Here is a 22,746-nt window from a genome sequence, read left to right as displayed (position 1 = left end):
AAGTAGCATCTCAACTGCGACTCAGCTTGTCTCTGCGCAGTGAGCGCTCCAGCCTCCGATGGCTCTCGAACTGTTCTGACAGCACACCCTGAACGTACTGGATATGCTGCCCGGCTATTTCACGTGCCTCCTCGGCACGTCCTGCCATGATGGCGTCGAACAACTGTTGATGTTGGTCCATGAGTCCATTGCGGGTTTCCACGGTCTTCGCGTACATGCCACCGATGTTGTTGACGACACTGTTCTTGAGCATGTGGAACAGCCCGCGAATGGTGTGTAGCAGAATGACGTTGTGGCTGGCTTCGGCGATGGCCAGATGGAAGCGGGCGTCGGCGGCTCCCTCTGCATGGACATCCTGCTTGTTGCAATTGCTGTAGCAGGCCTGCAGGGCTTCGTAGGCTTCCCTGAGTTGAGCCTTGTCCACTTCCGTGGCTCTTTGAGCTGCGTAATAGGCACAGTCGCCTTCCAGAGTGCGGCGGAACTCCAGCAGGTCCCGGTGGGCATCCGGGCGGTTTTCCAGCAGTCCGATCAGCGGGTCGCTGAAACTGGAGCCCAGTGTTTCAGCCACATAATGCCCGCCCCCCTGACGACTGACCAGAAGCCCCTTGGCCGCGAGCCGCTGAACCGCTTCCCGGAGGGAAGGGCGGGATACCCCGAACTGCTCAGCCAGTACCCGCTCGGCCGGTAATCGCTCCCCGGGTTGCAGCGTGCCTTCCAGAATCATGGTTTCCAGTTGCTCGACAATAGTGTCTGCAAGACGCTTTGGTGAAATCTGACCGATAGCCATTTTATTCCCGCGATTAGTTATTGGTCTGACCAATGCCGCGTTGGCTGTCATTTGACGAATTCAGGCGGCGTTCTACCATAGCTATCAGACCAATGTATTAGCGTTTAACTTTGACAGTCCATAAACAACTCACATACCTTATCAGACTGTATCGGTAAATTGGTATTACCAATTTATACTAGCCTCATCCCGTCCGGAGGACGTTAAGCAATGAGCGAGCTGTTCTATGACGCAGCCCCGAACGCTACCCGGGTAGCCCCGGCCCGGGAAACGGAGCGTCGCTACCCTGACAAGCCCGCGGAGGTATCGTTGTTTGGTACCTGCGTGGTGGACCTGTTCTTCCCGGAGGCGGGTCTGGATGCTATCCGCTTGCTGGAACAGCAGGGCATTCGAGTGCACTTTCCCCAACAGCAAAGTTGTTGTGGCCAGCCCGCGTGGACGTCCGGCTATCGGGAAGAGGCCAGGGCCGTTGCCCTGGCACAGCTGGACCTTCTGGATGATGGTCGTCCGGTGGTGGTGCCGTCGGGTTCCTGTGCCGGCATGTTTCGTCATCACTACCTCGAACTGTTCGCTGAGGAGCCGGAAAATCTGAGGCGTGCCGAGGATCTCGCCGGGCGCACTTTCGAGCTGACGGAGTTCCTGCTCAAGGTTTGCAAGGTTCAGCTTGTTGACCGGGGTGAGAAGCACAAGATTGCCCTGCACACCTCCTGCACCGCCCGCCGGGAAATGAATACCCATCTGCACGCACGGGAACTGCTGGCCCAGCTCGATAACGTCGAACGTATCGATCACGACCATGAAAGCGAGTGCTGTGGGTTTGGCGGGACTTTCTCCGTGCGCATGCCGGACATCTCCGGCGCCATGGTGCTGGACAAAACCACAGCCCTGCGCCAATCCGGTGCCGCTGAAGCCATCAGCGCCGACTGTGGTTGCCTGATGAACATCAACGGCGCCCTGGAAAAACAGCAGCAGGCTTTCCGCGGACGCCATCTGGCCAGTTTCCTCTGGGAGCGGTGTGGAGGTGAGCAATGAATCAGCGCATTCCGGTGACTGAACTGGCCAGTGACTTCAAGGGTCGCGCCCGGGAAGCGCTGGCCGACTCACAGCTACGATCCAACTTCCGCACCGCCATGGACTCGCTGATGCGCAAACGGGCGGATGCATTCAGTGACGAAGATGAACGGGAAGGCCTGCGGGAGCTGGGCAACCACATTCGAGCGCGTTCGCTCTCCAACCTGCCGGACCTGCTGGAGCAACTGGAAACCAAGCTGACCGCCAACGGCATCAAGGTGCATTGGGCAGAAACGGTTGAGGAAGCCAACGAGATTGTTCACGGCCTTATTGAAGCTCACGACGGTCGCCAGGTGGTGAAGGGCAAATCCATGGTCAGTGAAGAGATGGAGATGAACGACTATCTCGCCGACCGTGATATTGAATGCCTGGAATCGGATATGGGCGAGTACATCGTCCAGCTCGATAATGAGAAACCGTCCCACATCATCATGCCGGCGATTCACAAGAACGCCCGTCAGGTGTCGGCGCTGTTTAATGAAAAGCTCGGCGAACACGTCTCCGAAGATGTGGATGAGCTGATCCAGACCGGGCGTCGCATCCTGCGCCGCAAGTTCCTGGAGGCGGACGTGGGGGTGTCCGGGGTGAACTTCGCCATCGCCGAAACCGGTACTCTGTTGCTGGTGGAAAACGAGGGCAACGGCCGCATGAGCACCACGTCGCCTCCGGTCCATATTGCCGTAACCGGGATCGAAAAAGTGGTGTCCAACCTGCGGGATGTGGTGCCTCTGGTGTCCCTGCTGACCCGCTCAGCCCTGGGGCAGCCCATCACCACCTATGTGAACCTGATCTCGGGTCCGCGCAAGCCTGATGAACTGGACGGCCCGGAAGAAGTGCATCTGGTGTTACTGGATAACGGCCGCACCGGCGCCTTTGCCGACGCCCAGATGCGCCAGACCCTGAACTGCATCCGTTGCGGTGCTTGCATGAACCATTGCCCGGTCTATACCCGGGTGGGTGGCCATACCTATGGGGAGGTCTATCCGGGACCGATTGGCAAGATTGTCACACCCCATATGGTGGGGCTCGACAAGGTGCCGGATCATCCCAGTGCGTCTTCCCTGTGTGGTGCTTGCGGGGAAGTCTGCCCGGTGAAGATTCCCATTCCGGAGTTGCTGCAGCGGTTGCGGCAGGAAAACGTGCAGGCACCGGATCATGAACCGGCAGCCGTGAGAGGGGCGGGCAGCAAATACTCCCGCAAGGAGCGGATGATGTGGCGGGCCTGGGTCATGCTGAATACCCGTCCGGCCTTTTATAAGCTCTTCCTGTGGGCGGCGACCCGGTTCAGGGCGCTTGCGCCAAAAAAAGCGGGCCCGTGGACCGAGAATCACAGTGCACCGGTGCCGGCTGCGCGCTCCCTCCATGACCTCGCCCGGGATCACCTGAAAAATTCACCGATCCGGGGGGAGAAATCATGAGCGCTCGCAACAATATCCTCACCAAGCTCAGAACCAGCCTGGCCGGCACAACGCCGCGCCCCGACGAGTTTGACGAATCCCTGGTGACCGGCCCCTGGCGCTATCCTCCGGAGCAGCGGATTGCCCGGTTACGGGAACTGATGGAAGCGGTGCACACCGAAGTGCATCAGACCACTGAGGGTGACTGGCCGGAACTGGTCGCGGAGTTACTGGTAAAGCGGGAGATCACCAATCTGCTGTACGCGCCGGCCACGCCTCATGGCAAGCAGTTAGCGAGGGCCTGGAAGGATGAAGCGGATAGGCCGGCATTGCGGGTCTATGACCGTCCCATTGAAGAATGGAAAGCGCAGCTCTTCAATGAGGTACAGGCCAGTGTGACGGGCACCATTGGCGGCATTGCCGCGACGGGGTCGCTGGTGCTTTGGCCAGACCGGCATGAGCCGAGGCTGATGAGTCTGGCGCCGCCGGTGCACATTGCCCTGCTCAAGGCCAGTGGGATTCACGATAACTGGTACGACATGATGACTGACCAGAATTGGGCAGCGGGCCTGCCGACCAATGCGTTGCTGGTGTCGGGGCCTTCCAAGACGGCGGATATCGAGCAGGTGCTGGCTTATGGTGCCCACGGACCAAAGGAACTGATTGTCCTCATCCTTGAGGACGTTTGAGGGCTCATTTCAACAGCGTCTTGAACAGCTCAGAACCCATGTTCTCTGCGTGGGCTTTCAGTGCGCGCGATGTCTGGTGTGACTGGTAACGGATAACATCGGCAATTTCCTTCACCTGATCCGGTATCCGGGCTTTGGAAATGAGGGTGACCAGCTCGTTCCAGTCGCTGTCCCCCAGCAGTTCCGAGCGATTAAGCAGTCGCTCCAGCAGGGCGCCGTGATCAGCCGCCATCAGGCTCGCCATCAGTTCCTGCCCCTTGCCGGGCAGACGCCGGGCGAAACGGATCAGTGAATGGATCTGTCCGGTGTTGATGCCGGCCGACACGATGGCCTGCAATATAAAGTTATCGTCGAACACCCCGAGGGTGGTCAGTTCCTTCACTTCTTCGTCAGTCATTCGGCTCAGAAGGGTGAGGATGACGTCGGCATGATTCTGGCGGACCGCGTCGCGAATGAAGGCCTCCAGAATATCCGCGCCCTGACGCAGGCCGACCCTGGCGACAAAGGCCTGCAAGTCGCCATTCATCGCCTCAATCAGAGGGATGGTGTTGGCCATCAGGCCCTCGTCGTAGGCGGCTTTCATCAATCCTTCCAGAACCTGTTCGTCCCGCAGGGCCTGCAAATGCACGAGCGATCGCTGGTGGCGATCTTTTATGGTATCCAGCGAGCGGAGGATCGGCCCCCAAAGAGCCTGGTTGTTCGCCACATTGATCAGTTCGTTCAGGGTCTCGGGATCACGTTCCACGATCAGATTGGTGATGCGGCTCTTGATGTCCCGACCGACCTGGTCAATCACCCACATCAGAATGGGCCAGATCTCACGGTTGCCGAGGCCGGCGAGAATGATTTGGTTGAGACGCTCGTTATCCACCAAGCGGATGATGTCTCCGAGCTGTTCTGGCTCGTCCATGTAGAAAACCGTGCGCAGCAAGGCGACGTCGTCGCTGATCAGTGTCAGCACCTGACGAATGGCGGTGGAGGGCAGGGCATCCGCCAGTTGGCCGGCGGTAATGTAATGCCGCTGTTGAATGAGCGCTGCCGCTACCGCCGCGATCTGATCCGTTGGAATGTGCCGGATCAGGGTTCTTAGAGCCCTGGGGTCTGCCTCCAGGGTGATGTCGGTGAGGAAGTCCACCGGCAGCTGGCGGGTAATCCTGCCGACCTTCAACGGGTCAAGAAAGGGCAGGGTGCGGGCAGCGACCACGGGGCCGCAAGCGGTCGCGAGTCTGGCCGCGCGTTTTACCGGTAGCATCCGGACCAGGCAGCTCAGGCGTCTGAAAGTCGATGCCTGATCGCTGTGGAGGTCATCGAGCACTGCATCCCTTACCTCGCGGATCTGGCGGGGATCACACCGATTGAACAGATCCCTTTGTGTTGACGGTAGTTCGCCGATCAGTGCTTGCAGCTTTTCGAATTCGGCGACCATCTGTAGAGAGGAAATCGTCACAGTGATCAGCCTCCCGCCTTGTTGTCTTTTCCAATGGTCATGCTGAAAACGAGTCGCGATGGCGCGGACAGGTGACGGCGAGCTTCCGCCAACTCGTGCTCCGTTTTCTGGCGATGGGTGACCAATGCGCTCTCGGCATGGCTTCTTATGGCTTCTGCCAGCTCATCGGGCAGCGTATTCAGAACGCTGGAAAGTTTTGCTGAGGGTGTCATTGTGCGCCTTTTTACGTTTGTTTTTGTTAATTTGTTCTTGCAACCTTATTTTAAAAATGTGACATATGTCACGAAAATTGTCAGCATTCACAACAATAAGATTGTCAGGCGAGCGCGATGGACAAGCGAAAGCTAACGTCAGGATTACCGGTGCCCTTCGTGCCGGGCAACCGTACCCTACTGCGTCTCCGGTCAGCACTCGGGGAGCTACCGCCCGTTCAGCGTGCTGCGGCCGTTGCTTCGGAAGTTGAAAACCAGTTGCTTCTGGCGCTCAGAAACCGGCTCCAGAGGCTGGATGGTAATGGCTTGTCCCATGGGAATTCTGACGATATCACGCCGACTTTGGTGACGGCAGATACCGCCGGCATTCTGCAGGACCTGCATCATCGTTCGATATACCAGACCAAAGAATCCGCTACGGATGACCTGATCCGCATCATTGTGCAGCAACTGGTCCCTGACGAACTCCGGGTATTGGCCCTGGTCTCGGATGAACAGCCCCACGCCATGTGTCATATGGATGTGATTGGTCGGCTGGGGAAGCCGGTTTATCGGCTGCGGGGGCATCTGAGCCGGATTGCCCAGGAGTCGGGGCTGATGCTGGGCCAGTGGGCGCCTTATTATTTAAACCACCTGATACAGCTGGGACTGATCGAAACCGGACCTTCGTTCAAGACGCTGGTGCAGAATTACGAGAGTATCGAGAACGGTCTGGCGGTACGCGCTCTGACTACCGATATAGAGAGTCAGGCCGGCATGAAAGTGCGCTTTCAGCGGCTGTCCTTTTCAATTTCGGATCTCGGTAAAACCCTTTGGTCTAAAACGCTCGACTGCCGTGAAAATGGTGAGTCACCGGGTGCGACGGGCAAACAATAAAAACGGTTGGAATTGCGAGTATGGAAGCGGTAGTGAATGACTTCGTGTCAAACCTGTGGCTGTATCTGTCGATGCCGGTGATTAGCGGTGTTGTCGGCTATGTCACCAACGTCATAGCCATCAAGATGATGTTTCAGCCGCTGGAATTTGTGGGCAAGCCTCCTTTCCTGGGCTGGCAGGGCATTATCCCCCGACGGGCGGCGAAAATGGCCGCAATTTCGGTGGAAACCATCACCACTCATCTCATTACCCAGGAAGAGATCTTTTCCCGCCTGGACGCCGATAAAGTGGCCAATGCGCTGGAGCCGGCGTTGAACGGCATGATCGAGGAAATCGTCGACCAGGTGATGCTGGAGTACGAACCGAGGCTCTGGGAATCCTTGCCGGAAATGGTCAAACGGCAGATCTACAAGCGCGTCAAGCGGGATGCTCCCAAACTGATCAATGACATCATGAATCAGCTTAAGGTCAACATTTCCCAGATGTATGACCTTGAAGATATGGTGGTTACCAACCTCAGCCGTGACAAGGCCTTGTTGAACAAGATCTTCCAGGAAGTGGGCGCCGCCGAGTTCCGTTTTATCGGGCGCTCGGGTCTTTATTTCGGTTTTGTGTTCGGCCTGGTCCAGATGTGTGTCTGGCTGTTCTTCCAGCAGGGCTGGCTCCTGCCGGCGTTCGGTCTGCTGGTGGGCTATGCTACCAACGCCATCGCCCTGCAGATGATCTTCAACCCCAAAGAGCTGATGCGCATCGGCCCGTTCAATATTCAGGGGCTGTTCATGAAGCGTCAGAATGAAGTGGCCAGTGATTACGGTCGTCTGGTGTCCTCCTACGTTCTGACGCCGTCGAATATCATCGAAGGCATTCTGAAGGGCCCCTACGCGGACAAGGTGTTCGATATGATCGGACGCCACGTGCAGCGCGCGGTCGACGAGCAGACCAACCTGGCCAAGCCCTTCGTCACCTTTGCCGTGGGCACGCAGAATTATCGTGACATGAAGTCCAGTGCCGTGAAACGGCTGATTCAGCGGCTGCCAGCCACGCTGAAACACATCGAAGATTATGCCGATGAGGCCCTGGACCTGGAGCATACCCTGTCGACCCGCTTGCAGAGCCTCAAACCCACGGAGTTCGAGGGCATGCTGAGGCCGGCGTTTGAGCAGGATGAGTGGATACTGATTGCCGTCGGTGCGGCACTGGGCTTTTGTGTGGGGGTATTTCAGCTTACCTTCATGTTCGGATAACGGGTCTGGTTCAGGGAATCCGCTATGGCAATTCAGATTACGGTTCGCAAGACATGGTTGGCCCTTGCCGGAGTCTTGCTGATTCTGGCTATCGCATTGGGGGCTACCGGCGCCTACTGGCTGTGGAAGAATCTGGGTGCGGAGCTGTTGCTTCGTGACCAGCAGGCGAAGGTGTCCATTCCCGAGCCCATGGCCGTGGGCATCGACATTCTGGACAGTCTGGATATTGAACTGGATACCGTGCTCTCCACAACGGTGCCCATCGACCAGACCCTGACGCTGCCGATTCGCGACACCCTGAACGTGTCGGTGACTTTCGACAGCGCCGTACCGATACAGATGGTGGTGCCGCTGCGCCAGAACATCGAGCTGGATCAGACCATTGCAGTGGACGGTAATGTGGAAGTCAAAGCGCTTGGCAAATGGTTTGAATTGCCGTTGCGCGGTGAGTTGCCAGTCAAGGCAACCATTCCCCTGGACGAACAGATCGCGATTGACCAGATGGTGGATCTGAAGTTCACCGCCCCCGCTCAGGTTGAACTGCTGGAATCTCTGAAGGTGCCCCTGAAAGTGGATATTGCCACGGATATCCCGCTGAAAACCGCGATGTCTGTACCGGTCCGGTCACGTATCAATGCTTACGCGACCATCCTGGAGCCTGCCGATGCGTTGCTGGCGGAAATGGACCTGGAGCTGCCGATTCGCGAGATTGGACTTTCCTGGTCGCCGCAGGATACATCGGAACCGAACCCCTACGACGACACACCCTCGGAGCAGCCACGGCAATGAGTGCTCTTGGACGCTGGATCCTGTATGGCTGGCTGTTTCTGCTGGTGCTGGCGCTGGGACTGGTTGTCGGGTTCCTGTTATACACACGGGTGATTATCGGGGTCTCTCTGACCGATCAGTTCGCGCTGTTGCGGCTGCCTGCGGAGCTGAGGGTTGACGCCCATACCGAGGAGAATGCCGAGCTCACTCTGCTGGGCCGGGTGGATGTCAGTGTTCCTTTCCGGCACGAAGCCCTGCCACTGCCCCTGAAAGGGCAGTACCGCACGAACCTTGATCTGGACACACAGATCCCCCTTCGCATGGAGATCCGCTATCGGGACACATTAACCGTTGAGACGGATCTGGACGTTTCCGCCGATACTGGAATGATCTATTCCTGGCTGCCGGAGCTGCCTGTCAGAGGCGTGTTGCCGGTGCGGTTTGATCTGCCCGTGGATATTGTCGTGCCGGTGGATACGATGGTGCGTCTGCAGTACAACGGCGAGGTTCTGGCGGCCATTGACCAGGTGGTGAGGCCGTCTGTGGATACGGAATTGGCGACCTCGCTGAATCTGGACCTGGATATCGAGTCACCGGTAAAAAACCGGTTCTCGGCCACGGTCATTCCCGATAAACGCTCGGTGCCCATTATCCTCGACGACTCGGTTCTGGAGCTGCCGTTACAGGATTTGGGGTTCTTCCGAGTGGGCGGTGAGCACTAGGCACGGCTGTTCTGAGCAGTTGGAGCCAATCAGAGAGCACTCAACAAGTGTAGCCGTTAATTACAAATCTTTTCCTTATACCTACTTTAAACTACGTGGTTTCCCTTAGTGATTGGTTATATTTGAATCAATGGATTCATCCATCCAATCACGGAGGGCATGATATGTTTGGTCGCCATCGCATTGCGGAATTGACAGAAGAGCTTGAGATTTCCCGGAGTGACTACGCCAGGATGCGGCAAATCCTGGACGCCATCAGCTCCCAGATCGGGTACATCGAATTTAGTCGTTCCGGGGTCATCGAGGCGGCCAACGATATCCTGCTGTCTGTGGTGGGATACCAGCGCCAGGAACTGGTTGGTAAGCACCACCGGTTATTGTGTGATGCGGACTACGCCTCCTCCAGCGAGTATCAGCGCTTCTGGGAAGAGCTGGGACGTGGCATTTCGCAGCAGGGAACCTTCCCCCGCTACTCGAGGGATGGTCGACGGGTGTGGGTGGAAGCCACCTATTTCCCGGTAACCAATGATGATGGCGACGTCTTCAAGGTGGTCAAGATCGCCAGGGACGCCACTGCCGCTCAGGACAAGGCAGCAGATGACAGCGCCATGCTGGATGCGATTGACCGCTACATGGCGGTGATCAAGTTCACGCCGGATGGCGAGATACTCGAAGCCAATGATAATTTCCTCACCACTACCGGTTACAGCAAGGACGAAATCCTTCATCAGCATCACAAGATGTTCTGTTTTGATGACTTCTATCGGAATAATCCCGACTTCTGGAGTCGCCTGTCCCGGGGAGAGAGCTTTGCGGGCCAGTTTGAGCGCAAGGACAAGAGCGGGCGGAGTATCTGGCTGGAAGCGACCTACAGTCCGGTCCGGGATGCGACGGGGCAGGTTTACAAGGTGATCAAGTTCGCCGCAGACATCACCGCCCGGGTGAGTAATGCCCGGGAGGCAGCCGAAGTGGCCGCGTCCACGTCCGAAGAAACCTCACAGATTGCCGCCGAGGCTAACCGCGCACTGGCGGTAGCCGTGGAAACCTCGGAGTCCACCCTGGCGGAAGTGGCCAGCGCGGCGGAGGTCAGCCGGGATCTGGAAACCCAGGCGGATCAGATCGGCAACATTGTCAGCACGATTCGTACCGTGGCAGAACAGACCAACCTGCTGGCGCTGAATGCCGCCATCGAGGCCGCCCGTGCCGGAGAAACGGGTCGTGGTTTCGCAGTGGTGGCGGACGAGGTGCGTCAACTGGCAGCAAAAACCGCCCATTCGCTGGAAGAAATTTCCGCCGTGGTCGGCAGGAACAGCCACCTGATCGAGTCCTTACGTTCCAGCATGGACGGCGTGTCCGAGCTGTCCCGCCGCAGTTCCGGCGAAATTTCCGGGGTTGCCAGCGGCATTCAGCAGGTGGAGAAGGGCATGATCGATCTTGCGGCGGTGGTTGCCCGGCTGACAAGTGAGGAGAAGTGAGCCCCCGCTCACTCGCTTTCCCGCATCAGGTCAGCCGCTTTCTCCGCGATCATCACCGCCGGCGCATTGGTGTTGCCGCCAATGATGCTGGGCATTATGGACGCGTCCACTACCCGCAGTCCCTCCAGTCCATAAACCCGTAATTGCGGATCGACCACGGCCATGTCGTCGATGCCCATCTTGCAGGTGCCCACCGGGTGATACACGGTGTCGGTCCGTGCCCGGAGCACCTCGCGGATGTCATCGTCGGTGGTGACGTTTTCGGTAAACGGGTCTTTGGTGATGAAGCGGGCCAGTGCCGGCGCCTTCATCAGCTGATCGGTCATTTTGTAGCCCTTGACCATGGCTTCGATATCATCGGGGTGGTCAAAGAATTTCGGGTCGATCACCGGCGGGGTCTGTGCCGAGTTGTCCTTGATGGATACAGTGCCGCGGCTCTTCGGGCGCAACAGGCAGACGTGACAGGAGAAGCCGTGGCCTCCATGCAGGGTACGGGCGTGATCATCCACCAGGGCAATCACAAAATGCAGTTGGATATCCGGTGCGCTCTGCTGCGGATCGGTTTTCAGGAAGCCGCCCCCCTCGGCGAAATTCGAGGCGAGCAAACCGCGCCGCTCTTTGCGATAACGCATAAACTGACGGATGCCGTGCAGGCCGCCTTTCAATGACAGGCCCAGCAGGTTGGCATCCTTGGATTTATAGCCAAAGATGAAATCCGGGTGGTCCTGAAGGTTTTTGCCCACGCCGGGAAGATGATGCACCACAGGCACGCCTGCGGCGTTGAGCTCATCGGTATCTCCCACTCCGGACAGCATCAGCAGTTGCGGTGACTGGAAGGCGCCGGCGCTCAGCACCACTTCTTTCCGTGCCCGAATCTGTCTTAGCTGGCCGTTTTGCAGGAATTCGACACCGACCGCGCGCTTGCCCTCGAACAGAACGCGTTGTGCCAGCGCATCGGATTCGATGGTCAGGTTGGGACGGCTGTCGATATGGGGTAGCAGATAACCGCGGTAGGTGCTCCAGCGCTCACCATTGAGCTGGGTTACCTGGTACAGGCCAATACCTTCCTGCTGAGGGCCGTTGAAATCGTCGGTCAGCGGGTAGCCCACCTGTTCGGCCGCCCTCAGATAATGCTGCTGGAAAGGATTGTCGCTTTGCAGGTTGCTGACTTTCAGTGGCCCATCAGTGCCATGCCATTCATCCTGCAGAGTCTGATTACCTTCGGACTTCTTGAAGTAGGGCAAAACATCCTTGAAGGCCCATCCGTCATTGCCCTGGGCTGCCCAGTCGTCATAGTCACTGGCGTGGCCACGAATGTACGCCATGGCATTGATGGCGGACGAACCACCCAGCACCTTGCCACGGGGCTGGTAGCCACGCCGGCCGTTCAGGCCCGGCTGCGGCACTGTCTCGAACGCCCAGTTGTTGATGTTCTTCGGCACCATCGCGACCACCGCGGCTGGTGTCTGGATCAGCCAGCTGGCGCCCTTGCGTGATCCGGCCTCAATCAGGGCAACGGTGGAATTGGCGTCCTCGCTGAGCCGACCGGCCAGCGCACAACCGCTGGAACCACCACCTACAATCACATAATCCACTGTTTGCATTAACGATCACCTTTGAGATTCTTGTTATCCGGGAGGGCGCTCACAGAGCCTGTCAGCATCGACAGAGTGTGGGATTCCGCTACATTACTGAAGGTGATTCTGGGCCACTTTCTGTGGCCACCCCTGATCACTGAGCTGGTTTGGGCTTTTCATCATTCACGATCGATGCTGAGCCCACCTCCGGACGCAAGCCCGCCATGTTCCAGGCGGATTTTGACTTCCAGGTTGTGGCGGGAATCGGCGTTGCCCAGCGCTTCCTCCTGAGAGATTATCCCCTGGTGATAAAGTTCCAGAATGGCCTGGTCAAAGGTTTTCATGCCCATTTCGTTACTCTTCTCCATGATCTCGCTGACGCCATCGATCTCGCCCTTGTTAATCAGATCACGGATGTAGGGACTGGAGCGCATGACTTCGACTGCGGGAGACCGTGTACCGTCTCTGCCGCGCAACAGGCGCTGCGCGACTACGGCTTTAAGATGCATGCTCAGGTCCATAAACAGTTCTTTATGGGCATGCTCGGGGAAAAAGTTGACGATCCGTCGCATGGCCTGGTCCACATTGCTGGCGTGCAGGGTGGAAATACACAGGTGGCCGGTTTCCGCGTAAGTCAGTGCCTGCTTCATGGTTTCCCGGTCGCGAATTTCCCCGATCATGATGACATCCGGCGCTTCGCGCATGGCCCGGCGCAGGGCCTCGGTGTAGGAGCGGGTGTCGACACCCACCTCTCGCTGGTTGACTACGCTGAGCTTGTGGCTGTGGGTGTATTCAATCGGATCTTCGATAGTGAGAATGTGGCCGGTGCTGTGGCTGTTTCGGTAGTCGATCATCGAGGCCAGGGTGGTGGATTTTCCCGAGCCGGTAGAGCCCACCACCAGGATCAGTCCCCGGGGTTCCATGATCAGCTGTTCCAGCAGGTTTGGCAGGCCCAGGGCCTGAATAGAGGGGATGTCCGTTCGCAGGTGTCGAATCACCAGGCTGACTTCGCCCCTCTGCCAGAATGCATTCACCCGGAACCGACCGATGTCGTGGACGCCAATGGCAATGTCGAGCTCCAGGTTCTTCTCGAATTCAGCCCGCTGCCTGTCGTTCATGATCGAGTAAGCCAGCGCTTTTACAGCCCCCTCCGAAAGACGCGTATCGGTAATGGGGGCAGTATGGCCCTCAACCTTCATCATGATCGGAGCGCCGGTGGTCAGATAAATATCCGAAGCTCCTTTGTCCGCCATGACTTTGAGGTACGTTGACAGTTCCATGGGGTCTCCTGAGATGCCGGGGTGATCGACCGGAGTATAGCTCATTGTAACCCGTAAACGTCGTACCAAAGCCAAGGGGACCCGTATCTACAGGTCCTTGATGGCCCGTGTGGTTGCCTGCAATACGTCCTTGGCGTCTCCCTTCAGCATCAGGCTGTTATCCTTGATGAACAGGCTGTTGGGAATGCCTGCAAAACCGGGGGAGAGGCTGCGCTTCACAACGACCACGGTTTTCGCCTTGTGAACGTTGAGTATAGGCATGCCGTAGATGGGGGAGCTGGGCTCCTCGGCAGCGGCCGGATTGACCACGTCGTTGGCACCGAGAACGATGACCACATCGGCCTGGGGCAGTTCCGGGTTAATGGCATCCATGTCCTTGAGCTGGTCATAGGGTATTTCGGCTTCAGCCAGCAGTACGTTCATGTGTCCGGGCATCCGACCTGCAACAGGATGGATGGCGTAGCTGACGCTGGCACCACGGCTTTCAAGCTGGGACGCCAGTTCTTTAACGGCATGCTGGGCCTGGGCCACAGCCAACCCGTAGCCGGGGACCATGACCACCTTGCGGGCGCTATCCAGTAGCAACGCCAGGTCATCGGCGGTGGCGTATTTCACCTTACCAGCGTAAAAATCCCCTTCATCCTGCGCTTTGGCGTCGCCTCCGCTCTGACCGAATGCGCCCCCAAACAGCACGTTCGGCAGTGACCGGTTCATCGCTTTACACATGACCGCCGTCAGAATCAGGCCGGAGGCACCGACCAGTGAGCCGGTGATGATCAGCCCCTGGTTGCCCAACACAAAGCCGGTGGCGGCGCCGGCCAGACCTGAGTAGGCGTTCAGCAGGGCGACAACCACGGGCATGTCAGCGCCACCGATTGGCTGCACCAGGCCAACGCCCAACAGCAGACACAGCCCAACCAGCGCGGCCAATGCCAGCGGTTGCGCGCCAGTGCCGGCGGCAAACAGCACGCTACCGACAACAACGGCGACCAATGTGAGCAGGGCGACCGATTGCCAGGCTCGGTTCCTGCCGGAGTCGCCAATGCTGCCGTGCAGCTTGAGCACTGCAACCAGCGAGCCGGAGAGAGTGACCGCGCCGATCACAATGGATACCAGAATCGCCACGGTCCAGCCTGTGGTGCCGAGGTTGTCGGTAGCCAGGGCATGGAGCCAGGTGCTGGTGGCGACCGTGACGGAAGCGGCACCGCCGATACCGTTGAGGCTGGCCACCAGTTCCGGCATCTGGGTCATGGCGGTGCGCCTGGCCAGCCAGACGCCAATGGCGGCGCCCAGCAGCATACCGGCGATGATGGTCGCGTAACTGATGATTTCCTTGTGGAGCAGCGCGGCAACGACGGCAATGAGCATGCCGATAGCAGCGAGCTGGTTACCGCGGACAGCGGTACTGGGTTTGGTCATGCCCTTGATGCCGAGGATGAAGCAAACGGCAGCCGCCAGATAAGAGAAGTTGATCAGTGCAAACATGATTATCCCTTGCGCTTGAACATGTTGAGCATCCGGTCTGTTACCAGAAAGCCGGCCACGATGTTGATGCTGGCCAGGGTAACGGCCACAAATCCGAGAACCCCCGCCACGTTGGGTGACAGATCGGTACTGCCGGCGCTGATGATGGCGCCAACAATGACAACGCCAGAGATGGCGTTGGTGCCGCTCATCAGCGGCGTGTGCAGGGTGGGCGGCACCTTGTTGATCAGCTCGACGCCGACAAACAGGGCAAGAATGAAAATAGTGAAACTAAGAACAAACATTTCCATCAGGCAGTTTCCTCAACGTCCGTTTCTGCGGTTTCCGGAGCAACCGTTTTCCGGGGTTCCTCGCCGTGCGTAATCCGACCCTCGTGGATGACTCGGGTCGCGGTCACGATGTCATCCTCCGGGTCCGGATCGAAATGCCCTTCACGAGTCATGTTCAGCAGGAAGCCGGTAATGTTTCGAGTGAGCAGCTGCGAGGCGTGCACCGGCACCCTTGATGGGTGGTTGGCATGGCCCACCAGGGTAACGCCGTCCAGGTCTACCTTTTTGTTCAGAACCGTACCCTCGACGTTGCCACCCTTGTCAGCAGCCAGATCCACAATCACCGAACCGCTTTTCATGCGGTGGATCATGTCGCGATCAATCAGTTTTGGCGCCGCCTTTCCCGGTACCGATGCGGTGGTGATCACCAGATCTGCCCGGGCCACGCAATCGGCCAGCTGCTGACGCTGGGCGGCGTAGAATTCGGCATTCTGGGCCTTGGCGTAACCGTCGTTGCCCGAGGCCGCCGGTTGCGGAACTTCAATTTCTATAAAATCCGCGCCCAGGCTGTTTACCTGTTCCTTGACCTCGGGGCGCAGATCATAGGCCTCTACCACGGCACCCAGGCGACGGGCCGTAGCAATGGCCATCAAGCCGGCCACACCGGCACCGATCACCAGGACGCGGGCCGGGTGGATAGTGCCGGCGGCGGTCATCAGCATCGGAAAGTATCGCGGCAGGGCCATGGCGCCACTAAGCACTGCACGGTAGCCGGTGATCCCGGCCATGGCACTGAGCACGTCCATGGACTGTGCGCGGGTGGTACGCGGCACAAGATCCAGTGCGAAGGCCTGTACGGACCGGTCGGCCAGTTGCTCCAGGAGCGGCCGGTTAAACCAGGGGTCGAGCAGGCAGATCAGCGTGGATTCGGGCCGGATCAGGGCCGCTTCTTCCGGTTCCGGGGCTCGCACCTTCAGGATGATTTCAGCCTGTCGATAGAGCGCCTCGGCGTCATCGGCGATGATGGCTCCGCAATGGCGGTACTCTTCATCCGTAAAGTGAGCGGCCAGGCCTGCATCGCTCTCCACGACCACCTCATAGCCGGATTCAATCAACTGCGTTACGCCTGAGGGGATAATCGCGACCCGGTTTTCACCGGCCAGTTTCTCCCGGGGAATACCAATCATCATGCGGAAATGCTCCGTCCAGGGGTGAATTGAGAATGGGCGGGCCCGAGGCCCAGAGTGTTGGAGGTGTAGTGCCGAACGTTCTCCAGCAGCACGGTGTCCTCCTGCAATGACTGACCGTAACTGGGGATCAGTGTTTGCAGGGTTTCCAGATGCTTGCCGGTGACCAGTTCTGGCAGGCAGCGTTCGATCACGTTCAGCATCGCGGAGACACAGGTGGAAGCGCCCGGGGATGCACCGAGCAAGGCCGCCATTGATCGGTCGGCCGTTGTGAGTACTTCGGTGCCGAATTCCAGCGTGCCGCGGTTCCGGCTGTTGGATTTGATGATCTGGACACGCTGGCCGGCCTGGCGTAGGCGCCATTGTTCCGGTTGCATATCCGGCAGGAATTTACGGAGTTGATCCAGCCTGGAGTCTCTGGAACTGAGAGCTTCCCGGATCAGATAGCGGGTCAGCGGCCAGTTTGCCACCGCCACATCCATGAGGTTCTGCAGGTTGTGGCTTCGAACCGATTTGACCAGGTCGAACGCGCTCCCTGCCTTCAGGAAGCGGGTGGTGAATCCGGCAAAGGGGCCGAACAGCAGAGCCGGCTTGCCATCGATGAAACGGGTATCCAGGTGCGGTACCGACATCGGTGGCGCGCCCACCGGCGCCTGACTGTAGACCTTGGCGTTGTGAGCCATCGCCAGCGCTTCATCCTCACAGGCCAGCCACAGCCCCGAAACCGGGAAGCCGCCATAGCCCTTTGCTTCGGGCGCGCCGGACTTCTGAAGTAAATGCAGTGCAGCACCGCCGGCACCAACGAACACGAAATTGGCGGTCAGCTCCGTTGTTTCCCCGGACTCAAGATCCAGAAGCGTGACCACCCACGCCTTTTGCTTGCGCGCGAGATTGGTAATTCGGGTCTTGAGGCGGATGTTGATGGCGTTCTGCTGGGCAAGAGACTGGCCGAGCAGTCGGGTCAGGGCCCCAAAATTCACATCGCTGCCGTGAGCAACCCGGGTGGCTGCGGTGGGAGCAATGGACGACCGTGAACCCGTCACCAATGGCAGCCAGTCCGACAGGGTGGACGGTCGGTTGGAAAATTCCATGGCCGCGAATAGTGGGTGGGACTGAAGGGCCGCATGTCGTTTCTTCAGGTACTGACACGCGTCCGTTCCCTGAACCCAGCTTAAATGAGGGACGTTGCGGATAAAGTAGTCAGGCCGGGGAAGCACATTGCGATCAACCAGAGAACTCCAGAACTGCAAAGACATCTCAAACTGTTCGTTGATTTGCAGTGCGCGTTCGATGGCAATGGAGCCATCCGATTGTTGAGGCGTGTAATTGAGCTCGCAGTAACCGGCATGACCCGTGCCCGCGTTATTCCAGGCATCGGAGCTCTCTTCACCAAGCTGTCCGGACTGCTCGGCCACGGTGATTGACCGGGTGCCATCAAGCCGGTTGATCAGCGAAGCGAGGGTAACGCTCATGATGCCGCCGCCAATCATCAGGATGTCAGTGTGGTGACTCGCCATATCATGACCTATTGGGTAGTGCCCGAAGAAAGGGCTGCTACCTTAGTCGAATGACGAATCGCAAAAAAACAGATTTTAAGATAGGTAAGGATCGAAAAAATCGATGTTTGTGGCAAATTCAGGCGCTGCGGCTGAAAGGTTATTGAGCTGCCGCCCCGCGGAAAAGAGCCCGGGGACTCACCCCCGGGCGGCACGTCTGGTCGACGATGCAATAAGGCTTACCTGCCAAACCTTATCAATTTCAACGAGAGGGCTGGCTTTGCAGGTAATCGCTCGTTAACGCCGACAATGCTTTGATGCCAGTGACCAGTGCCTTGTCATCCACGTAGAACTCCGGCGAATGATTGGGAGCCGCATTTTTCATGTTTTCCATGGGCGTAACACCGAGGAAAAAGAACAGCCCGGGAACTTCCTTCGCATAATATGAGAAGTCCTCGGAGCCAGTGACCAATGGCGCTTCGAAAACCCGCTTTGGAGCTACCCGCTTCAGGGTGGGGAGCATCTGTTGGGTGAGTGCCGGATCGTTCACTGTTGTGGCGTAATTGTTGACGATAGAAACCTCTGCTTCAGCGCCGGAAGCATGAGCAATATGTTCCGTCGTTGTGGTCACGTGTTCATTCACCTGCTGCTGCACATCGTCATCAAAGGTGCGGATGGTTCCGCTCATTTTGACGGAGTCCGGAATGATGTTGTGGCGGGAGCCGCCGTCAATGGTGCCAATCGTGACAACCGCCGGAGCCGGCATGATGTTGGTCTTGCGGCTGACCACCGTTTGCAGTCCGTTGATGATCTGGGCGCTCGTCACGATGGGGTCAACGCCATCCCAGGGTTGTGCACCGTGGGTTTGCTCACCTTTCACCGTGATATAGAGGTCCGAGCTGCTGGCCATGGTGGGACCGCTACGGTAACTGATGATGCCGGTGGGGGCTTTTGACGTCACATGAAGCCCGAAAATCGCGTCCACATCCGGGTTCTTGAGAACCCCTTCCTCTACCATCAGGCGAGCACCAAAATGTTGTTCGCCTTTATAGACGTAGTCACTGGTGCCCTCTTCAGCGGGCTGGAAAATGAACTTCACGGTACCCGGGAGTTGATCGCGGACATTGGAGAGGTTCTGGGCAACCGCCATCAGGATGGCGACGTGGGCGTCGTGCCCACAGGCGTGCATGACGTGAGTGTCCTCGCCCTGGTATTTCTGGATAACGTCAGACGCATAGGGCAGCCCCGTACGTTCCTTGACGGGCAACGCATCCATGTCCGCCCTGAGACCCACCACCGGTCCGGGAAGGCCGCCCTTGAGAATGCCGACGACACCGGTTCCCCCAACACCGGTTTGAACCTCCATTCCCAGCCTGCGGAGGTGGTCGGCGACCAGCTTGGCGGTTCGGTGTTCCTGATTGCCGAGTTCGGGGTGTTGGTGCACGTCCTGGCGCCATTCAATGGCTTGCTGGTGAACAGAGTCAGCCCCCTGGATGACCTGGTCTGTCAGTGATTGATCTGCCATAGCAAATGGGGTTGTGACAGTCATACAGGCGAGCGTTGCCCGTAGCAGTGCTTTACGCATGCGTATCTCCTTGCGATTGTTGTTTATGTTTTAGATGTGTCGACGTGGACTAAGGGGGAGGGGAGTGTTGGTACTCCGAGGGTGAGCAGCCAAACCACTCCTTAAATGCCCGATAGAATTGGGCCGTCTGTCTGTACCCTAGAAGCGAGGCCGTTACTTCGTTGGAGTACCCCCTTGAAAGGTAGTTTCTGGCGAGTTTGCGGCGACTCTGATCGAGAATGTCCCGGAAGGTCGATCCCTCCGCGCGAATATGGCGTTGTAAGGAACGTGGGCTCACCGCCAGCAGATTCGCGCACCGGTCGATGTGTGCCTCTCCGCGGCGGGACAGCGGCGGAATCAGGATTTCGACAGATTCCAGCCAATTGGGTGGCCCCTGTAATCGTTTGAGTCGGCGTTCGCGTTTCGCCAGTTTTTCCACCGGGCAGGCTTCCCAACCCAGCTGTCGATTGAGCTGTTCCGGAGAAAACTGAATCGCCGGCTCGCTACCACCAAAGTGCACTGGGGCAGGAAACAGACGATGGTACTGATCCTGAATGACGAGGGGAGGCACATGGTTAAGCCTGATGAGATCAATGGACTCAATGCCCAGTGCCACCAGAATTCGGGAAAAGCTATAAACCATCGCATCAAGCTGTTCGTGAGCCCTCGAGTAGCCGGTTGTCGGCGTTATCCGAAGAGTGGCTGACTCAGGATTTGTTTGCAGCGTGACGCTGCAAAGATCCGAATTCACTTTCATGTAACGACAGAGCAGTGAGATGGCTTCGTCCAGACTCAGGGCACCCGCCAGGAATGTCCGTCCCATAAACCCGGGGTCGTAATTCAGGTGACTGTAGGCCTTCGCCAACAGGAGCGGGTCATCGCGACCATCGGTGACAGCGGCGTGAAGTTCCAGCAGGCGTTCCAGGGGGATGCGGGCGGAAGCCAGGTGCGAGTGCCTGCCAATCACCGTGCTCAGGGACTTTTCCAGTTTTGCCGGCTCAACAACGTGCCTCAATCCCTTGACCGTCGTCAGGAAATGTTCGCGGGAGACCGATGATTCAGGAGTCGCTTCGAGCATGGTGTTTTTGTCTTGTTGTTCGGGCGTCAGACCGTCGCCTCAGGCTGGAACTCACCTGAGATCCTGTGTGGAGAAATTACCGTTTGGGAAGGTGTGGGGGCAAGTGCAATCGGCGCCATTTGGGCTGTGGGTTTTCCGGGGTAGCAGAAAACAAAAAGGACCTGCGCTCTCACGCAAGTCCTTTCTAAATATGGCCCGCCCGATAGGATTCGAACCTATGACCTTTGCCTCCGGAGGGCACCGAGTGGGGACGGGCTGGAGTGAGGTCGGTGGGTATAAATCGTTGCTTGTCAATAATTTGGTGGGCAGGTGGTGGATAAAAAAAGTGTCTGGTTCAGGCCAGTCCATTCGAGGCGCATTCGTTTAATCGCCTCCCCGAGCTCAATTTCCCCGTGATCGAGGGCTTTGATGATTTCCTCTCGTGCGAACCCCTCGGGGTCGAGAACCATGGGTGCCACATCGAACGCCGGCGCAAGCGCAATATCCCTGCCCCTCTTCAAGATCGCTGTGTTTCGAATGTGATTGTCCTTGTTCCTGATCGCGAAATTCAAAAAGTCCCGGGCAATGTAATCCGCCACCAGTTCTTGCGGCTTTAATGCCGTCCCTGGAAACGGGGTAGGGTCACTCAGAGGGCGTATACGGGCCGAGTTGACGGTTCCGCCAATCGCTCTGTCAATTCTGCCATAGCTGAAACTGCGATTACGTATCCATAATGTTTCACAACAAAATGTCACGTTTTCGTCGTGGCGTGATTAAAGAAAAACAATAGATATCAATGTGGAGCCCTTTTCATGCGTTTAATAGTATCCCTTACCCCCTTTTTTATGGCGCTGATTTTGTCCGGCTGCATGGGCGAGAGTGAAAGTGCTGGTGACAAAGACAGCGATACCTCGGCCCAGAACCCTGCGGAACAAACACAACGGGATAACGAGCCCCTGGCAACGATTCCCGTTGAGGACGGTGCCAAACCTGTGGTGTTTGTCGGTAGCAACTGGGATGGCGTCATTGATGTAATTGATGGCGAAAGCTACGTAAAAATTGGCCGCATCAATGGCATTCCGGACAAAGAAGAACGGATGAATGAGATTCGTCTTGATCCGATCAAACTGGCCGCGTTTCATGGCATTGCATTGTTGATCGGGGAGGGCCACAACCAATACGTAGACGACATGTATAGCACCCGAAACGGGGAGCTGTTAATCGTTTCGCGCCCCAGTTTTGCGGATGTCGTCGCCATCGATATTGCCTCTAATGACATTGTGTGGCGGTTCGAAGTGGAGGGTATTCGCTCTGACCATATGGCGCTATCTCCGGACGGCAGTGAAGTTGCGGTGTCTGCCTCAACAGGCAGCGTGGTGCATATTCTCGATGTCTGGACTGGCGAAGAAAAAGCGCGCTTCCCAACCGGTAACTCACCCCATGAAAATGTTTACTCGAAAGACGGCAAGAAGATCTACCACGCCAGTATCGGTCATGTGTTCTCCCCGGCAGACCGTGGCGCACTGACCGACACCAAGGGTGAGCGCATTTTCAAAGTGGTTGATACAGACACCTGGGAAGACATCAAAAGCTTTGATATCAGCGAAAAGCTGGCCGAAGCGGGTTATCCGGACATGAGCCCAGCCATTCGACCCATGGCGCACACCGAGGATGAAAAGTTCTTCTACTTCCAGCTTTCGTTCTTCCATGGGTTCGTTGAGTACGATATGGAAAACGACCAGATCACCCGGGTCGCCAACCTTCCGAACCTGGTGCCGGACCTGCCAGTCGAGCTTTACGTGAACGACTCGGCGCACCACGGAATCTCAATGGGGGCCGATGACGAGAAGCTGTGTGTCGCCGGCACCATGAGCGACTATGTGGCCATTGTTGACCGTAAAACGTTCGAATATGAATTGTTGGAAGGGCTGGGTGAGAAGCCTTACTGGATCACCCGGGATACCTCGGGCGAGAACTGCTTCGTGTCCTGGAGTGGGACGGATCAAATGTCGGTGATCAACATTGATCGGGCCGAGGAAGTGGTCCGGGTTGATGTGGGAGACCACCCACAACGTATCCGTGAAGGTAGCGTGCCGGATGGCTGGACTGCTGCGTTTTAACACCCGGACCACCACCAACGAGA

General features: G+C 57.7%; 21 protein-coding genes and 1 tRNA gene. 9 read left to right on the top strand and 13 right to left on the bottom strand.

Annotation, left to right across the window (positions count from 1 at the left end; translation table 11 throughout):
- Positions 1–10 precede the first annotated feature (10 nt).
- Positions 11–787, bottom strand: coding sequence for an FCD domain-containing protein (locus Q0Y21_RS18015; RefSeq protein WP_297798354.1), 777 nt, complete (start codon positions 785–787; stop codon positions 11–13).
- A gap of 210 nt (positions 788–997) precedes the next feature.
- Between Q0Y21_RS18015 and Q0Y21_RS18010 the strand changes: the two genes are divergently transcribed.
- Genes Q0Y21_RS18010 through Q0Y21_RS18000 form a run of 3 tightly spaced genes read left to right on the top strand, consistent with a single transcriptional unit; the run spans position 998 to position 3,944 of the window.
- Entirely contained in the window at positions 998–1,819 is an 822-nt protein-coding gene (locus Q0Y21_RS18010) for a (Fe-S)-binding protein (protein ID WP_297798352.1), read from the top strand.
- Positions 1,816–3,276, top strand: a complete 1,461-nt coding sequence (locus tag Q0Y21_RS18005; protein ID WP_297798350.1) for a LutB/LldF family L-lactate oxidation iron-sulfur protein — start codon at positions 1,816–1,818, stop codon at positions 3,274–3,276. Before Q0Y21_RS18010 ends, Q0Y21_RS18005 begins: the two co-directional genes overlap by 4 nt.
- Positions 3,273–3,944 (top strand): lactate utilization protein C, encoded by a 672-nt coding sequence (locus Q0Y21_RS18000; protein WP_297798348.1) that lies wholly within the window; start codon positions 3,273–3,275, stop codon positions 3,942–3,944. Before Q0Y21_RS18005 ends, Q0Y21_RS18000 begins: the two co-directional genes overlap by 4 nt.
- A gap of 4 nt (positions 3,945–3,948) precedes the next feature.
- On the opposite strand, the gene Q0Y21_RS17995 is transcribed toward Q0Y21_RS18000, so the two are convergent.
- Entirely contained in the window at positions 3,949–5,391 is a 1,443-nt protein-coding gene (locus Q0Y21_RS17995; protein WP_297798346.1) for a hypothetical protein, read from the bottom strand.
- Positions 5,392–5,396: 5 nt separating this feature from the next.
- Complete coding sequence (locus Q0Y21_RS17990) at positions 5,397–5,603, bottom strand: hypothetical protein (protein ID WP_297798344.1); 207 nt, start codon at positions 5,601–5,603, stop codon at positions 5,397–5,399.
- A 117-nt stretch (positions 5,604–5,720) separates the two neighbouring features.
- On the opposite strand from Q0Y21_RS17990, the gene Q0Y21_RS17985 reads away from it, so the two are divergent.
- From Q0Y21_RS17985 to Q0Y21_RS17965, 5 genes are all read left to right on the top strand, one after another.
- On the top strand, positions 5,721–6,479 hold the full coding sequence (locus Q0Y21_RS17985) for an Abi-alpha family protein (protein WP_297798342.1): 759 nt from the start codon (positions 5,721–5,723) through the stop codon (positions 6,477–6,479).
- 20 nt (positions 6,480–6,499) lie between these two features.
- Entirely contained in the window at positions 6,500–7,723 is a 1,224-nt protein-coding gene (locus Q0Y21_RS17980; RefSeq protein ID WP_297798340.1) for a DUF445 family protein, read from the top strand.
- 24 nt (positions 7,724–7,747) lie between these two features.
- Positions 7,748–8,512: a hypothetical protein gene (locus Q0Y21_RS17975; RefSeq protein WP_297798338.1), complete on the top strand. Its 765-nt coding sequence runs from the start codon at positions 7,748–7,750 to the stop codon at positions 8,510–8,512.
- Positions 8,509–9,213 (top strand): hypothetical protein, encoded by a 705-nt coding sequence (locus tag Q0Y21_RS17970; RefSeq protein ID WP_297798336.1) that lies wholly within the window; start codon positions 8,509–8,511, stop codon positions 9,211–9,213. Before Q0Y21_RS17975 ends, Q0Y21_RS17970 begins: the two co-directional genes overlap by 4 nt.
- Positions 9,214–9,377: 164 nt before the next feature.
- A complete protein-coding gene (locus Q0Y21_RS17965) occupies positions 9,378–10,688 on the top strand; it encodes a PAS domain-containing methyl-accepting chemotaxis protein (RefSeq protein WP_297798334.1) in 1,311 nt (436 codons plus the stop codon).
- Between the two features lie 8 nt (positions 10,689–10,696).
- On the opposite strand, the gene Q0Y21_RS17960 is transcribed toward Q0Y21_RS17965, so the two are convergent.
- The 10 genes from Q0Y21_RS17960 to Q0Y21_RS17915 all read right to left on the bottom strand — a co-directional run bounded on the left by Q0Y21_RS17960 (position 10,697) and on the right by Q0Y21_RS17915 (position 21,202).
- A complete protein-coding gene (locus Q0Y21_RS17960) occupies positions 10,697–12,292 on the bottom strand; it encodes a choline dehydrogenase (RefSeq protein ID WP_297798332.1) in 1,596 nt (531 codons plus the stop codon).
- 152 nt (positions 12,293–12,444) lie between these two features.
- Positions 12,445–13,545 (bottom strand): PilT/PilU family type 4a pilus ATPase, encoded by a 1,101-nt coding sequence (locus Q0Y21_RS17955; RefSeq protein WP_297798330.1) that lies wholly within the window; start codon positions 13,543–13,545, stop codon positions 12,445–12,447.
- A gap of 87 nt (positions 13,546–13,632) precedes the next feature.
- Positions 13,633–15,030, bottom strand: coding sequence for an NAD(P)(+) transhydrogenase (Re/Si-specific) subunit beta (locus Q0Y21_RS17950; protein ID WP_297798328.1), 1,398 nt, complete (start codon positions 15,028–15,030; stop codon positions 13,633–13,635).
- Between the two features lie 2 nt (positions 15,031–15,032).
- Entirely contained in the window at positions 15,033–15,320 is a 288-nt protein-coding gene (locus Q0Y21_RS17945; RefSeq protein WP_297798326.1) for an NAD(P) transhydrogenase subunit alpha, read from the bottom strand.
- Positions 15,320–16,489 (bottom strand): Re/Si-specific NAD(P)(+) transhydrogenase subunit alpha, encoded by a 1,170-nt coding sequence (locus Q0Y21_RS17940; protein ID WP_297798325.1) that lies wholly within the window; start codon positions 16,487–16,489, stop codon positions 15,320–15,322. Before Q0Y21_RS17940 ends, Q0Y21_RS17945 begins: the two co-directional genes overlap by 1 nt.
- Positions 16,486–18,003, bottom strand: a complete 1,518-nt coding sequence (gene mqo / locus Q0Y21_RS17935; RefSeq protein WP_297798323.1) for a malate dehydrogenase (quinone) — start codon at positions 18,001–18,003, stop codon at positions 16,486–16,488. The genes Q0Y21_RS17940 and mqo overlap by 4 nt, the downstream gene beginning before the upstream one ends.
- A 241-nt stretch (positions 18,004–18,244) precedes the next feature.
- Entirely contained in the window at positions 18,245–19,567 is a 1,323-nt protein-coding gene (locus Q0Y21_RS17930; RefSeq protein ID WP_297798321.1) for an amidohydrolase, read from the bottom strand.
- A 49-nt stretch (positions 19,568–19,616) separates the two neighbouring features.
- Entirely contained in the window at positions 19,617–20,624 is a 1,008-nt protein-coding gene (locus Q0Y21_RS17925; RefSeq protein ID WP_297798319.1) for an AraC family transcriptional regulator, read from the bottom strand.
- Between the two features lie 191 nt (positions 20,625–20,815).
- Positions 20,816–20,883, bottom strand: a tRNA-OTHER gene (locus Q0Y21_RS17920).
- Between the two features lie 31 nt (positions 20,884–20,914).
- Positions 20,915–21,202: a HipA domain-containing protein gene (locus tag Q0Y21_RS17915; RefSeq protein ID WP_297798317.1), complete on the bottom strand. Its 288-nt coding sequence runs from the start codon at positions 21,200–21,202 to the stop codon at positions 20,915–20,917.
- A gap of 213 nt (positions 21,203–21,415) precedes the next feature.
- Here Q0Y21_RS17915 and Q0Y21_RS17910 point away from each other — a divergent pair, with 213 nt between their 5' ends.
- Positions 21,416–22,723, top strand: a complete 1,308-nt coding sequence (locus Q0Y21_RS17910; RefSeq protein ID WP_297798315.1) for a hypothetical protein — start codon at positions 21,416–21,418, stop codon at positions 22,721–22,723.
- The last annotated feature ends 23 nt before the right edge of the window (positions 22,724–22,746 follow it).

It is taken from the genome of uncultured Marinobacter sp., assembly GCF_947259545.1.
GTDB lineage: Bacteria > Pseudomonadota > Gammaproteobacteria > Pseudomonadales > Oleiphilaceae > Marinobacter.
Note: the sequence above shows the minus strand (reverse complement) of the source record. Positions and strands in the feature narration are given on the sequence as shown.

Coding starts and splice junctions, on each gene's coding strand:
- Q0Y21_RS18015 (WP_297798354.1), bottom strand. CDS start 787: ATGGCTATCGGTCAGATTTCACCAAAGCGTCTTGCAGACACTATTGTC.
- Q0Y21_RS18010 (WP_297798352.1), top strand. CDS start 998: ATGAGCGAGCTGTTCTATGACGCAGCCCCGAACGCTACCCGGGTAGCC.
- Q0Y21_RS18005 (WP_297798350.1), top strand. CDS start 1,816: ATGAATCAGCGCATTCCGGTGACTGAACTGGCCAGTGACTTCAAGGGT.
- Q0Y21_RS18000 (WP_297798348.1), top strand. CDS start 3,273: ATGAGCGCTCGCAACAATATCCTCACCAAGCTCAGAACCAGCCTGGCC.
- Q0Y21_RS17990 (WP_297798344.1), bottom strand. CDS start 5,603: ATGACACCCTCAGCAAAACTTTCCAGCGTTCTGAATACGCTGCCCGAT.
- Q0Y21_RS17985 (WP_297798342.1), top strand. CDS start 5,721: ATGGACAAGCGAAAGCTAACGTCAGGATTACCGGTGCCCTTCGTGCCG.
- Q0Y21_RS17980 (WP_297798340.1), top strand. CDS start 6,500: ATGGAAGCGGTAGTGAATGACTTCGTGTCAAACCTGTGGCTGTATCTG.
- Q0Y21_RS17975 (WP_297798338.1), top strand. CDS start 7,748: ATGGCAATTCAGATTACGGTTCGCAAGACATGGTTGGCCCTTGCCGGA.
- Q0Y21_RS17970 (WP_297798336.1), top strand. CDS start 8,509: ATGAGTGCTCTTGGACGCTGGATCCTGTATGGCTGGCTGTTTCTGCTG.
- Q0Y21_RS17965 (WP_297798334.1), top strand. CDS start 9,378: ATGTTTGGTCGCCATCGCATTGCGGAATTGACAGAAGAGCTTGAGATT.
- Q0Y21_RS17960 (WP_297798332.1), bottom strand. CDS start 12,292: ATGCAAACAGTGGATTATGTGATTGTAGGTGGTGGTTCCAGCGGTTGT.
- Q0Y21_RS17955 (WP_297798330.1), bottom strand. CDS start 13,545: ATGGAACTGTCAACGTACCTCAAAGTCATGGCGGACAAAGGAGCTTCG.
- Q0Y21_RS17950 (WP_297798328.1), bottom strand. CDS start 15,030: ATGTTTGCACTGATCAACTTCTCTTATCTGGCGGCTGCCGTTTGCTTC.
- Q0Y21_RS17945 (WP_297798326.1), bottom strand. CDS start 15,320: ATGGAAATGTTTGTTCTTAGTTTCACTATTTTCATTCTTGCCCTGTTT.
- Q0Y21_RS17940 (WP_297798325.1), bottom strand. CDS start 16,489: ATGATGATTGGTATTCCCCGGGAGAAACTGGCCGGTGAAAACCGGGTC.
- mqo (WP_297798323.1), bottom strand. CDS start 18,003: ATGGCGAGTCACCACACTGACATCCTGATGATTGGCGGCGGCATCATG.
- Q0Y21_RS17930 (WP_297798321.1), bottom strand. CDS start 19,567: ATGCGTAAAGCACTGCTACGGGCAACGCTCGCCTGTATGACTGTCACA.
- Q0Y21_RS17925 (WP_297798319.1), bottom strand. CDS start 20,624: ATGCTCGAAGCGACTCCTGAATCATCGGTCTCCCGCGAACATTTCCTG.
- Q0Y21_RS17910 (WP_297798315.1), top strand. CDS start 21,416: ATGCGTTTAATAGTATCCCTTACCCCCTTTTTTATGGCGCTGATTTTG.